Consider the following 13248-nt stretch of genomic DNA (forward strand, 5'->3'; position numbering starts at 1 on the left):
AGTCGCATCGGCACCGTCGGGGCGTCGGCGCGACCAGGAAAGCCGGCCTGAAATTTACAGCGGTGCCCCTGGCGGACCAGCGGGTCGAGCGCGTCGTCTCCCTTTCTGTTGACGCACTCCCGCCTCCTCTCTAGCGTGAGGCCCCCGTGGTGATGTTATCGCTAACACTGTGCGCAGGTGAAAGTTCGGCCCAGCAATTCGGATCTCGTGATGGGACATTTCATGGCACTGAGCATGGCGTCTGATGATTACTTATCAGGACCAACGCGGACCATCCGATCGTTGCGCCGATTGCTGATCGCCCTTGTGGTGACCGTGCTCGCCGCAGTGGCAGCCCTCATCCCCGCGCCGTCGGCCCATGCCGCCACCAGCCAGTTCCGAGGCATGAACTGGGCCGTGCTGGGTGACAACTTCAGCACCGGCACGCTCGTCCTGCAGGGACTGAGCCAGTCCGACAGCAACGCGACAGTGCGAGCCAAGGCCAACGCGCTCTACGACTACATGGAATCCACCATGGGGGTCAACACCGTCCGGTTGCCTATCAACACTCACACTGTGGCCAACACGACCTGGTGGAACTCCTACCGCGGCGCCATCGACGCCGCCACCGAGCGTGGATTCAAGGTCATCCTGGCCTATTGGGAGGACGGCGCGGCCTCCGGTGGCAGGATCACGAACCTCGCCGCGTGGAACTCGATGTGGTCCACCGTGACCAACACGTACGGCTCCAACGGCAACGTCTACTTCGAGCCCATGAACGAGCCGCACGGCTACTCGTCGGCGGACTGGCGCAACGTGGCAGCGAACTGGCTCAACACTCACACCTCGGCGGTGCCCGGCCGGGTGCTCATCGGCGGCACCGGATTCAGCCAGGACCTCCGGGACATCTGCAACGACAGCCGTTTCAACTCGACGCTGCTGTCCTTCCACTACTACGCCTTCTTCTACAGCGCGATGACCTACGACGCTTTCCGGAGCCACATCCAGACGCTTCTGGGCAACTGCGCCTCCCGCGCGGTCGTGACGGAATTCGGCGCGCCGATGTCCACCGGCCTCAACTACGCCGACGCGAACAGCACCGACAACTTCGTGCGCTACCTCCGCGCCGTGGCCCAGGTCATGCGTGACAACCAGATGGGCGGCACCTACTGGCCCGCCCTCGGCGGCAAGCCGGGCGACATCGGCTACGACTGGTACTCGATGTACGCCCTCGGCGGCAGTGGCACCAATCTCACCTTGAGCGTCCGCAACCAATCCGGCGCCGACCGGATCCGCTACGCCTGGGGTGACACCATCGGCGGCTCCACCCCCTCACCTTCACCCTCGTCTCCGCCGCAGACCGAACCCTTCTACCGGATCGACGTACGCCACAGCGGCAAGACCATGGACGTCCTGCAGGCGAGCACCGCCAACGGCGCGCGCGTGGGCCAGTACCCCTACAACGGCAACCCGTGGCAGCAGTGGCGGTTCGAGGACGCCGGCGGCGGCTACTGGCGCATCGTCAGCCGCCACAGCGGAAAGTGCCTTGATGTGGTGAGCGCTTCAACCGCCGACGGCGCCGAGCTCATCCAGTACACCTGTGGCACCGGCGCCAACCAGCAGTTCCAGATGGTCGCCAACGGTGGATACTTCCAGCTCCGGGCACGGCACAGCGGCAAATGCGTGGACGTACCGGCCGCATCGACGGCGGACGGCGTAATCCTCAAGCAGTATTCGTGCAACACCGGCGCCAACCAGCAGTGGTCGCGTACGCCCGTCTGACGGTCGTCTCGACGTGACCGCGAGTCCGCGATGCATCCCCCTCCCCGGTGCCGATCTCGTGCTGCGCGCTCGGTGCCGGGGATCCGGACAGCGGCGTTCTACGCTCCCTCGATGAACAGCGCTGCGGGCAGATCGGACAACGCCCGGAGCCGCGCCTAACCGAGTGCCGGCGGGTCCTCATCTGGACGGCGTCCCCAGGCCGAGATCAGCGGCGCGAGTGTCAGGTCGAGTTCGCCCGCGTGGATGGCGGCCAGGTGCGCGTCGATCTCGGCGTCGTCGGCCAGGCCGGCCGCGAGCAGCTCGCCGCGCACGTGCCGGATGGTCGCCGCCTCCAGCCGGTCGCAGGCCGGTCCGCCGACCGGGAAAAAGCCCGCCGCGCCGACATCCACCAAGCCGGCCTCGCGCAATGCCCGCGGCAGTGTCCGGCCGTAGCGCAGGTCCGCTCCGCGGCGCGTCAGCAGCTCCCGGACCGCGTCGCGCAGCCGGTTGGCCCGCCGCTGCGCCGGGCCGCTGTCATCCAGGCATGCCAGTGGCTGCAGGGCGGTATCGGCGTCCTCGACCAGCAGCCGGCCGCCGGGCCGCAGCGCCGCGACCATCGTGGCCAACGCCCGAGCCCGGTCGGGTACATGGACCAGCACGAGCCGGGCGTGCACCAGATCGAACGTTCCCGGCTCCGGGGGCGGATCAGCGGCGACGTCGTGCCGGCGCACCTCGTACCCGTCGCCTGCCTCCAGCCACGACGGGTCGATGTCCGTGGCCAGCACATACCCGGTAGGACCGACGGCCGCCGCGAGCGCCTCCGGGATACTGGGGCCGCCGGCCCCCACCTCCCAGCACCGCGAGCCGGCCCCGACCCCCAGCCGATCCAAGTGCCCCCGCGTCACACCGTCGAACAGTTCGGCCAGCCAAACGAATCGCTCGCCCGCCTCGGCGCGCGCGTTGTCCAGCAGGTAACCGCGGGCGGAAGCGGGCTGTCCGCCGAGCGCGGTAGTCCCGCTCGCCGGAGCCGATCCGCCATCGACGTGCGGCGGGCGTGGCGAGGAAGTCATGACCACATGGTCACCACCTCCGGCCGCCCAAGCCACGACGACGGGAGACATTGATGTCAGGCTGTGACCTGGGCAAACCCGAGACCCTGGCCCACCGGGCCGTACGGGCGGCCGTGACCCGCGGGCCGAATCCGGATCAGGAACCCCGTCGGATCACGGCCGGGGAGGCGGGGAGCTCAGCCCGGCCAGGGTGACGGTGACCAGGCGGTGGACCGCGTCGGGGCTGTCGGCCGTGCCGGCCGCGGTGAGGGCGTGCAGGCAGTAGCCGGCCAGTTCCCCGGCGGCCACGTCGTCGCGGACATCCCCGTCCCGTGCGGCCTCGGTGATCAGGTTCTCCACGAACTCCCGTAGCCGATGCCGCGCGCGGTCGACGTGCTCACCGCGATGCAGCAGCGCGGCGAGCTCACCGCCGTGATGGCGCGCGGAGTGGTGCTGGATCTCGGCGAAGGCCCGCAGCGCGGCCCGCAGGCGTACGACGGCGGGCTCGGCCGGGTCGGCCGCGGCGGGGAGCCGGTCGAGATGGTCGGTGATCTGGCGTTCGTGCCACGCGGTGAGGACGGCCTGGGCGTCGGGAAAGTACTTGTACAGCGTCGCGCGCCCGACACCGGCGCGTTCGGCGATCTGCGACATCGTCAGCGCGACCAGTCCGCGCTCGGCCACCAGCGCCGCCATGGCGTTCAGGGCGGCATCCCGGACCGCCGCGCGATGCGCGTCGATCGTCTCTGTCCACAGCTTGGGCACGCCCAGATCATACAGAACGTCCGCTTGCGCGACATAGTGCTGTTGCCGTAGACACTATGTATCGATAAATTCGATCGCTCGCCAACGACGAACAGGGCCGCATCGCCTGATCCCTTCACCAGAGACGAGTCCCCGATGCCACATCTGCACGCTCGCATCCAGACCGAACGGGCCGGGCGCTACCTCGCCCAGTTCTGCAAGCACGCGGCCGCCATGGGTGGCGGCGGCCATACCGCCCGGCTACATCCGCACGGATCGGCCGCCCGCCGCGACGTGCGGGTGACGGCCGAATGGTCGGACACCAGCGGAACCGTCACCTTCATCCCCTGGGGCGAATGCACACTCACCGCCGGGGCCGGCGTCCTCACGGTTCGCATCGACGCACCGGACGAGGAGGGCCTGGACCGGATACGTGACGTCGTCACCCGCGACTTCGAGCGGTTCAGCCGCCGCGAGCCACTGGTCGTGACCTGGCAGCGGCAGGACCCCCCGGACGCCTCCGTCGGCGGTGCGACCCCGGCCACGCCCCGGCGGAGGATTTCCCGTCCGCGCCTGCGGACCGTCCTCCTGGCGTCGGCCCTCCTCCTCGTCATCGGCCTGCACGTCGGCCTGGCCGGCACGGTCGTCGCGGAGTCACGCTGGACCGTCGCTGCCGCCGACATCGTCATCGTGCTCGTCGTGGTGAAAATCGCGCTGATCATGTGGGCCCGCCTCCGCAAGCGCAGGTCGCCGTACGGCTCGCAGACCCCGGAACACGATCCGGCGAGTGCCGACCGGCTCAGCACGAGGCGCGCATCCCCACCCTCTTGATGAGCGGGTAGAGGCCGCGGTCGAACGTGCCGTACGCGAACCAGCGGTACCGGTTCCGGTGGTTGGGCAGGTTCTTGACGAACTTGGTGCTGTCGCCGGGGACCGGGTCGTCGTTGTAGACGGATGCGAGCACGGCCCCGTCGCGGTCCTTGAGCGTCAGCCACATGAGCCAGGCGTCGTTGTCGTCGCCGCTCGTGACCACACCCTCGAATCGGGCCTTGCCGTCCGAGGTCAGCACCAGCTTGGCCTCGTGGAACAGTGTGCAGTCGCCCCGGTGGATGTCGTAGTCCCAGACGATCGTCTTGACCGCGCTCGTGGACGCGCTGGCCAATCCAGCGGTGGGCAGTGTCATACCCGCGGCCAGGGTGGCGAGAATCGAGACCGCGCCCGCCGTCCGGCGAATCCTGTTCATGGAAATCCCGTCCTTCCTTTTCTTTTTCGGTGATTCCTTCCGACGTTCAAAAAGATAAGGACGGAGGGGTTTACGGGTCGATGATGTCAGCTTGAGGATCTTGGGGGTGCCAGCACTCCCTCCACGTTCCGGGATATCGCCGTTGCGTCACCGGTCGGGGCCTGTGCCACCAGCGGAACCAATGCCTGGGGGAAGCGGCTACCATTCCCGCGCCCAATGAGGGGAGGGCGCAGGGGCCGGAGTGAGATCGCGCAGGTCCTGGGACCATGTTCGCGTCCACGAGCCCGATTGCCGATCGGTGATCGTCACGAGGCCGTCGCGGGTGGCCATGAGCAGTCTTCCCTTACTGTCCCAATCGGCCCAGACGGCCTCGGGCAGCGGAGTGAAGGCACCGTCGGCCTCCCTCCGCAGATAGCTCACCTGGACGCCCTCGATGCCGTGCCGCTGAAAGTCGGTGCCGGTGTGGGCCAATACCAGGGCGTGGTCGTCACCCCGGCGGGTGCGCTCGATGAGCACGGCTTGACGCAGTTCCGGGGGCAGCCGCTTGGCCGCTTCCTGGGGCAGGGGGCGCCAGCCGCGATTGAGCTCGTTCAGGAGGTCCCGGCGCACCCAGTCGTGGTCGAGATCCCGCACCGTCACCCGATAGGGATAGCTGCCGTGGAAGGGCTTCTTGTCCATCGAAGCGGAGATCGTCAGGCTGTTGTCCGGGGCGAATTCGCAGCCGCCGGTCCACGTACCGTGCGTCTGCCAAGCCGTGAGCGCGGTCAGCCACGGCGTTTTCGACACCGCGAAATAGGTGTCCCACGGCGACTTCCCGTGCCCGAGTGCGAAATAACCGAGAAGCGTGCCGTCGGGGGAAACGGCACACCGGCGTGGATAAAGAGTTCCCCGGAGCCAGGCGCCGGGGGTCACCTCGCAACGGAGGAGGTCCCATTTCATCAGGTGCCACCAGCCGGCCGGGCCTCGGCGCATGATCAGCGCGACGGGCGCGGCGGTGGCGGGGAGCACATAGAGACGGCAGGGCGGCGCAGGGTAGGTCATCGGCGGCTCCGCGTTCGGGATTTCGACGTTAGCCCGCCGGCACCCCGGACGCGCGGGGTTCAATTCGCCCCACCGGGCACGGCGTCGCGCGGCGGACGCGGCACCGTTAAAGATGCCATGCCCCCCGTACGGCCCTTGTCGATGACGTGGAGCTCAGCCGCAGTGAAGGAACGCGGTCGTGGTGCCCGCGGTGGTGACGAGGCCCGTCCTCACGTCGAGGACCACGATGGTGGCCGGCCCCGTCTGGTAGCTGCGGCACCAGACGTCCGCGACGTGCTGCCATCCCGGCAGATTGCCGTAGGCGTCGGCGTACAGCGTGCCCAGCCCGTACGGCCTGGTCGTGCCGATCCCGACCGCGGAGAACGTCACCGCGCCGTAGGGCGTGAGCCCGCTGCCGTTGGCGAACAGGCGGCCGCCCAACTGGTTGAGCGTGGTGGAGATGCTCACCCCGCCGCGCGGGGTCGCGCCCGGGTCCGCCAGCCGCAGGTGGGCGCTGGAGTTGTCGCTGTAGGCCTGGTCGCGGCTCGACGGCGGCACGCAGACGTGGTCCGAGGGCCGCGTCTCACGCCAGACGTAGCCCTGCTTGCAGGTGTCCGGCCCATAGGGGCCACCGCCCGGCTCGCGGCGCGACGGGCCCAGCGCGTTCTCCGTCGCGGTCTGCGTGCGGATCGCCGGCGTCACGCAGACCTGATCGCCCGCGTAGGCATCCCGCCACACGTACCCGTTCGCGCAGGTGTACGGCCCGTACGGAAGGTCGGCCGCCATAGCCGGCGAATTCGTCACCACCAGGCTTGTCAGCAGCGCGACCACGGCGGTCAGCCACGCCGTTATGCGCCGCAGGGCGCGTAAACCGGCTTTCTCGGTGGCTCTTCTTTCGCAACCCATCTTTCCTCCCCGGTTACCAGGGTCAATGCGGCCGGCCAATATGGCCGCGACGTTTCGGAAATCGGCAAAAACCAACGCCGTATCGGTCCGAATTCGGAGAGGGGATCCGCGTCCCTGCTGCTCTACGCACACAGGTATCTCGTAGTGAGCACCTTTGTCAAAGATGTAATGCGCTGCGTGTTAAGGGAGCCTCGGAAAGAGCTGAATCGCCGTGCTAGGCGGTCGCATCCCGGCCGGACCGGCGCTGAAATTTCAGACCGCCCTGGAATACTCCGGCGGGCGGGACGTCAGCAGCCGGCAGGGAAGGCAGCGTGTCGCCCGCGGACTGTTCGTACCCTGAGCGGATGCGTACGGGCTCTCTGGACACCTGTTTGATCGTTCTTCGCGGGAACTCCGGCTCCGGGAAGACCAGCGTCGCCCGGCGCCGCCGGTCTGCCGGCGGACCTCAAAGACCATGCGCACCGCGCGCTCGCGAAGCTCTTGGGGGTATTTCCTCGGGGCTGGCATCGTGACGTGATTCTCCCTTCCGCCAGCAGATGATGCTGGCTTCAGGGCCTCCACGAAAGTCGGAGTGGTTCACCGCCAGGAGTAGGCCAAGCGCGTCGGTGGCGACGCTGCGTTTCCGCCCGACGATCTTCTTAGCGGCATCTGTCCCCTGCGTGGTGGTGGGCGGGTTGGTGGAGGTCTTCACGCTCTGGGTGTCGATGACGGCCGCGGTCGGCTCGGCAGCGCGTCCGGCCTTCACGCGGGCCAGACCGGTCAACTCACAGTTGAGCTGCGCGAAGATGCCCTCATCGCGCCAGGTGGCGTAGTAGGAGTAGACCGTGGGGTGTGGCGGGAAGTCATGCGGCAGGTACTTCCAGGCGATCCCCGTCCGGTTCACCTACAAGATCGCGTCGAAGATGTCCCGCAGGTCGGTGCGGGCTGCCTCTCCGGTCGGGCGCCGGTCGAGCCGGGCTTGGCGCCAAGCGGTCAGGGTAGGTTCGATCAGCGCCCAGCGGAGGTCGGAGATGTCGGAGGGGTACGCGCGTCGGGGGGCCATGCATCGACCCCTACTCCTCGTGCGCCGCGACACCCCAACATCAGCCGAACACGGCGTGTCTCCTGCAAAGCTACGCCAGACGGAATCCAGGCACCCTCACCTCACGAAATGGACACAGACGCGAGCGCGCCCTGGTTCCCGGATACGCCGATACCACGCATGTCACACAAATCAACCAACAGACATAGGCGACTTCAGCTCACGAGACGCCCCAAAACGCCCTCTAAGACTCTCTAGTCCTCCTCCTCGCCGGCGGATAGGATGAATCGCAAATGCTCTGATTCCATCCATTCATGACCCACGCGGACTCCTGTCAGCTGTTCCGCCAAGACGAGGGCGGATATTTTCCAGGAGTCATCGAGGGTATCTGGGAACGGTATACCCTGGACGGCGCCTCCAGAGGTGGACCTGTTGAAGTCCATTGTCAACTGTCCGTTGACCGAGTACCGGAACTCATTGCGGACTGGGCCGTCCCAGTAGAGATTCAAAGCTTTGCCATTCTTGGACAACGAATTGAGCTGTTCCGGCAGGCTGCCCTCCCAGCCGTTCGGCTCCAGTGCGATCACCCAAGCACCGGCCTCGCCGATGAGGACTGACTCGCAGTCCTCGTCATATCGCTCGAACTGGGCATCGAGCCAAGACATCGGAGAACTCGATGAAATGTCCGCGCCTAGTATCTCGGCGACTTTCTCGACGCCGGCGCCGCTAACCCAGGTGATGCAGGCTGGCCCGGTCAGCCACCGGGCAACCAGGGCAGAATAATGCTCTGCAGCATTTGACTCCATAAGCACCACTATGACAGCTGCCTCCTTTCTGTACAAGTGGAGAGCCCAGGCCCTGGCATACGTATGCAGGACCTGGGCTCTCCTGGTGGCGGTCAGCGCTTTTCCTGAAAGCCTATCGAACCTTCCTTCCGCACGGTTGCGGGATTGTTATCAGAGAAGGCGTGCGTGACCAGACCGCTACAACTAGTCGTCTTCTTCGATTCCGGAATAGTATCGGTTTTTCACTTTGTTAGAATGTACCACGCGCACCTTGAATGGGTCCCCATCGAGAATCCTGTACCTCTGCCAGAGGATGTTCTGGCGAGCGCCGCCCGCTTTGTTTGCGGTTAAGGGGATGGGTCTAACCGAGTAACTCCATCCGGCAGTGTTTGCCGCCCCCTCATATGTCTTTGCGAACGGATACTCGTCACACTCCTTTCCGGTGCGCTCGGCATCGCTCCAGTGTTTATAGCAGAACTGCTCAACTGCGATGTGCCGGTTGTCGCTTTCGACTTGCGGATCCATGGCCCTGGTCAGCGGAGCTGAGAAGTTGTTCGGTTCGCCGTTGCCCGGGAACCGCTTACCAGCAGGGTTTGTCGGCAGTGTGCTGTTGGGCTTGGTGAAGACATCGTCAAGGTGTTGCGCGAACTCTTTGGCCTTGTTTATGGAACCGTTTACGTAGTTCGAAGTGCTGACTACTAGTCGAGGAACAGCCTCGACTAGTACGCAACCACCGTAATACATCAAGATTTTTGGCGAGGTGTCGCAGTCAACGACAGGGGAGTCCTTCGCCTCTACCACCCGCAGATTCCTTGGCTTGAAGCCATCGCTCAGCGCTATGTATGGCCGGAAGGTGCAGGTAGCTAATTTATGCTCGTTATTAGCGGCACTCTCATTCGAGTGGAATAGGAATTCCACTTCTTTTCCGCTTCCGGTGGCCTTGCTCCATTGATTGATTGTCCGAGCGAACTCTCCTCCGCCGGTGATGTTGGTGCAGCCGCTGACGGACACGGCGGGGCGCAGCGTGTCGACGTCGTTTTTGTCCTGCATGCTCTTGGAGAATCCCCAGACCTTGTCAATCCGCATCACAACCCGGATGTTTCTCGCTTCCGGCGCGGACTGGGCTGGTGGATTGCCGTTACTGTCCTCCGCTACCTTCCCGCCTGTATAAGTATGAATGAGGCTACTTGTTTCCCATACCGCATCATCGATTGTGACTCTTTGCCACTTACCGAGATTGACTTTGAAAACGTTCTTATAATAGATTGCCGAGTGCCATCTCTTCGCACACCAGCTGTACGAATTCTTTGTCCATCCCCCAGTGATGGCGATGGCCTCGTTTGGGTTGGCATCGCAGTCGGAGAACGTCACATGCTTGTAAAACTTCCTGACCGGCTGACTGCCTGCGGCCATCGCGCGGTCAGCGGACGTTTCTCCGCTGACGGCGGGAGAATTCGTATCACCGGGGGGACTCGGATACGGCCTGGTTGCCGGTGAGGGAGAGTGGTCGATGCTCGATGCTCCCGCCTCAACGGACGTGGAAGCGTCAGCACTCCACTCCTTGTCTACACCTAGGATCTTGCCCTTCAGCCGGATCCCGCTCTTCGAAACTGCCCTACTCCTCGAATGGGCGTACCCATTTGGGACCACCAAAAATTCTGGCCCCGCCTTTCCGGATTTCTGGGCTCTTGCAACGTCGCTTGCTGCGGCCATCCCAGCGGCCGGGCGTAATGTAATCTCGTCTAGGTAGATCGTGGCACCCGATCCCAGAAGAATGAGCGCGTTTGCAGCTCCTGCAGGTGCGGCCACCGTTTCCGATACCGACTGCCACCGGCCCACTGTGGATGTGCTACCGAAGATGCTGTCGGAGAGGTAATTCCAGTCGGTGTCGTACCACTCCACGCCGTACTCGAACCCGCCGAACGGATCTTCAGTAGCGGGAAAGAACCAGCCTGCTAGCTGATAGTTCGCGCCACCGGCTACTGGGAACTCTTCAATTGCCCAGCCCCACTCACCCTCTGCAGGAACGAACTTGGCCGATGCTATCCCCTGATGCGCCCGGTCCGTCGATCTAGTCAGCTCGTCCTCGTTGTAGTAGGAATACCAAGGATCGAGCGTCGCTTCGAAGTATGGGTTCGGGTTCACAGGTTCAGGGGTGGGTGGCGCTGATGCGGTGGTCGAGAACTGCCATGTGTAGGGAACCATGACATTCCCTGCCGCGTCTCTAGCGCCATTGACTTCGGCGATGTAAGTCCCCTGAGCCAGAGGTGCTCTGGGGACAAAGACCAGCGTCTGTTCATCCGGGAAGCTGCTCACGCCGGCCACAATTGTGCCATCGGCGTTCTTGAGCACGAGCTGCGCCTGGAAAATGGGCTCGTCAAATTGGACACTCGGATGAACATCGGAGGGAGCGTCGGTTGTGTTCGGTTCCGGAGTCGCTCGGTAGATCTCCGGAGGGACCGTGTCAGGGGTCGGTTCAGGGAAGCAGTCGCCGGCCTCCTCCCCACAATCCGGAATCACTGTGGACCAGTCCTCGTCCTCCATCGGCTTGGAGAGTTCTTCGCTCGGCTCGAACCAATCAGACGAGTTACGTCCGATCTCTTTCGACTGCTCGCCCGTGATGCTAGGTGCTTGCGACTCTTCTTCAGGCGTTCCTACCTGATGAGCAACAGCATCCTCATATGAGATGGGCCTGGACGGCGGCTCGCTGTAGTTTGATACGACCTGTTCTACCGTGGCCGGCTCATATTGCACGAAAAGGATTGGAGCGTGTTCTGGTTCGCGATCCCATGAGCCAGATTCTGATGAATAGTACTGGCGCCAGTTGATGACGGCCGTCTCGTTCACCGCTTGGAGGACCAGGCCGTAGTCGGGCTCACCGCTGGCCCACGACTGAACGATCGGTTCGATCGAATGTATCAGTTCACCTCCCCCTGAGCAGCCAGCCGTGTCGCTGTAAGCGGCCTGATTGGCGTCTTGACCCGATGTGGTCGATGACGGCTGTTTTCTCCATGAAAGGGTAGAGTCCCAGCCTGAGGTTAGCTTACGGGCGACGATCCCCGAACCGACCTGCAGGCCGCAGTTCTTACTACTGCCTGTGGGGGCTCCTGATCGATAGTTCCAGAGCATCAAGTCGGCGTTCAGGATCTTGGCGCCGTCCAATGCTTCGGTGCCGGTGACGTTGTATCGCAGATAGACGCGGGCGATATCAGCGCTTGTCTGAGTGGTTCCGGCACGCAACCAGCCGTCGGTCAGGTGGTTGAGATCGGGATTGTTCTTGTTGACCCAGGCGTCGTTCGCCAAGCCCGCGCCTATGTAGTCGCTGGCGACTGCGATGGTCACCGGGTAAGTTACTGCTTTATCGGCCAGGAACGTAGAGTCCGGCTTCAGTACGAGTGTTGGCCCGTCTGCTGCCTCGATGATGCTCGTCTCTACTTTACCGATCTTTCCACTGTCCGGGGACAACTCCGCCTGCGCGTCCGTCGCTTGGACAGTTATGGGTGCCGCCTTGGGCTTACCCTCGGTGGTCTGGAGCTGAGCCCCCCCATTCGGAATGCTGCGGTAAGTCAGCCCCCTCGGCAGGCCCATTGGAAGTCTCACCGAAAGTGGCGCCTTTGGCCGCTCCCGGAGAACAATATTCTGGATGAAGCCGTCGGATTTGGCCGTGACCACGAGATCGGCGCCTTTGGCTACCGCATCACGGTAGGTTATTCGGCTACCCGAGATCTGGGGGGCGGGCAGTTTCTTCCCCCACCGGAATCCGGCTCTACCTTGTGCCGTTTTAGCGGACACAAGGGTGGTTGAGCCCTCGGTGCCGAATTCCAGTGGAGTCTTCACACGTCTGGCTTCTAACTTACCGCCGTTGGAGACGATAGTCGTGTCGATCGGCAACCAGCTCGTTACGCCATTGATGTCGGTGCTGTTGAGCTGAATCGGTGTGGTGTGGAATTCAGCCTGAAATGTCTTGCCATCGCTCTTGGCAAAGACTTTGGCGTTTTCAGTGAAGAGAGCCGGCACCTCCACCGGACGCCCGATCTCTGCTGCCTGCTTCTGCGCAGCTTCCACTTCTCGAGCCAGGACTTGGACACCCCCTGGCGGCGCAGAATCGATCGTGGGAGTGGGGGCAGGCGATGGCGCAGGGGCAGCGTTTGCTGGCGTGCCGAGGCTTGGCGCCGTGGCCGTAGTCAAAGTAATGATTGCCAGTCCTGCTACCAGCCTACGCATGGGCGCCTACTGAGCGTGAACCTAAGGGGTGCGTCACGAATACCTCCTCGGTGGGCTGCGAACTCAGGTTGATCTTCACCTTCGTCGCTCAGGCTTTGCCAGCGAGTTGGTTGGTGACAAAACTCACAAATGGGATTGGCGGGTTAAATCTTGCTTGCTATTTCCATCTGTGATAAAAGAATATCCTTGGGGGTAGTTTCGGTTATCCCGAAATCGGTCTGACACGTATGCATACATGCGAAAGGCTTGTCCCCCGAAGGGCTGGCCGGTGGGGAAGCAAAGTCATTGCGTTGTCGGGTAGCTGCTGGTCACCGCGGTAATGAGCTCGTGAGGGCGGCGGTTGGCGCGTCGGGTGGCGCGGGCGATATTGGTCTCGCCGTTGATGCGGCAGGGCCAATGCGTTCTCGGTCATGGGATGACTGAGCCAATTTCATCCTCGGGAGGCGTGTGCTACCCGATGGTTCTGAAGGACCGCGATGGCTTTGACCAGGTGGCCGGTCTTGCTCGGGCTACATCGCA

Annotated in this window: 9 protein-coding genes and 1 pseudogene; 2 read left to right on the top strand and 8 right to left on the bottom strand. The window is 63.9% G+C overall.

The features are described from left to right. Positions 1-282 precede the first annotated feature (282 nt). Positions 283-1761, top strand: coding sequence for an RICIN domain-containing protein (locus FLV34_RS09830; protein ID WP_222709463.1), 1479 nt, complete (start codon positions 283-285; stop codon positions 1759-1761). 155 nt (positions 1762-1916) lie between these two features. Here FLV34_RS09830 and FLV34_RS09835 read toward each other — a convergent pair whose 3' ends face one another. Both FLV34_RS09835 and FLV34_RS09840 read right to left on the bottom strand, forming a co-directional pair. Then, the gene (locus FLV34_RS09835; RefSeq protein WP_222709464.1) at positions 1917-2861 is read right to left on the bottom strand and encodes a methyltransferase domain-containing protein; all 945 of its coding nucleotides are present in this window, start codon (positions 2859-2861) and stop codon (positions 1917-1919) included. A gap of 102 nt (positions 2862-2963) precedes the next feature. After that, on the bottom strand, positions 2964-3551 hold the full coding sequence (locus FLV34_RS09840) for a TetR/AcrR family transcriptional regulator (RefSeq protein ID WP_147942932.1): 588 nt from the start codon (positions 3549-3551) through the stop codon (positions 2964-2966). A 135-nt stretch (positions 3552-3686) separates the two neighbouring features. On the opposite strand from FLV34_RS09840, the gene FLV34_RS09845 reads away from it, so the two are divergent. Continuing rightward, complete coding sequence (locus tag FLV34_RS09845; RefSeq protein ID WP_147942933.1) at positions 3687-4361, top strand: DUF2218 domain-containing protein; 675 nt, start codon at positions 3687-3689, stop codon at positions 4359-4361. Here the strand turns inward: FLV34_RS09845 and FLV34_RS09850 are convergent. The 6 genes and pseudogenes from FLV34_RS09850 to FLV34_RS09875 form a co-directional block, all read right to left on the bottom strand. Continuing rightward, complete coding sequence (locus FLV34_RS09850; RefSeq protein ID WP_147942934.1) at positions 4330-4773, bottom strand: DUF6294 family protein; 444 nt, start codon at positions 4771-4773, stop codon at positions 4330-4332. The genes FLV34_RS09845 and FLV34_RS09850 overlap by 32 nt on opposite strands. A 198-nt stretch (positions 4774-4971) precedes the next feature. Next, positions 4972-5814 carry a hypothetical protein gene (locus FLV34_RS09855; RefSeq protein ID WP_147942935.1) on the bottom strand — a complete coding sequence of 281 codons (843 nt, stop codon included), beginning with the start codon at positions 5812-5814 and terminating at the stop codon, positions 4972-4974. A gap of 153 nt (positions 5815-5967) precedes the next feature. Then, positions 5968-6699: a hypothetical protein gene (locus FLV34_RS09860; protein ID WP_147942936.1), complete on the bottom strand. Its 732-nt coding sequence runs from the start codon at positions 6697-6699 to the stop codon at positions 5968-5970. Positions 6700-7276: 577 nt separating this feature from the next. Continuing rightward, a pseudogene (locus FLV34_RS09865) lies at positions 7277-7741 on the bottom strand (transposase); the annotation flags it as partial. A 233-nt stretch (positions 7742-7974) separates the two neighbouring features. After that, entirely contained in the window at positions 7975-8562 is a 588-nt protein-coding gene (locus FLV34_RS09870; RefSeq protein ID WP_142649083.1) for a DUF6461 domain-containing protein, read from the bottom strand. Between the two features lie 147 nt (positions 8563-8709). After that, positions 8710-12570 (bottom strand): DNRLRE domain-containing protein, encoded by a 3861-nt coding sequence (locus FLV34_RS09875; RefSeq protein ID WP_168066137.1) that lies wholly within the window; start codon positions 12568-12570, stop codon positions 8710-8712. Between the last annotated feature and the right edge of the window lie 678 nt (positions 12571-13248).

The organism is Microbispora sp. CSR-4, assembly GCF_008033685.1.
Classification (GTDB): Bacteria; Actinomycetota; Actinomycetes; order Streptosporangiales; family Streptosporangiaceae; genus Microbispora.

What these genes read in the sequence shown, in the direction of transcription:
- FLV34_RS09845 (WP_147942933.1), top strand. Translation starts at nt 3,687, where the DNA reads ATGCCACATCTGCACGCTCGCATCCAGACCGAACGGGCCGGGCGCTAC.
- FLV34_RS09835 (WP_222709464.1), bottom strand. Translation starts at nt 2,861, where the DNA reads ATGTCTCCCGTCGTCGTGGCTTGGGCGGCCGGAGGTGGTGACCATGTG.
- FLV34_RS09850 (WP_147942934.1), bottom strand. Translation starts at nt 4,773, where the DNA reads ATGAACAGGATTCGCCGGACGGCGGGCGCGGTCTCGATTCTCGCCACC.
- FLV34_RS09860 (WP_147942936.1), bottom strand. Translation starts at nt 6,699, where the DNA reads ATGGGTTGCGAAAGAAGAGCCACCGAGAAAGCCGGTTTACGCGCCCTG.
- FLV34_RS09855 (WP_147942935.1), bottom strand. Translation starts at nt 5,814, where the DNA reads ATGACCTACCCTGCGCCGCCCTGCCGTCTCTATGTGCTCCCCGCCACC.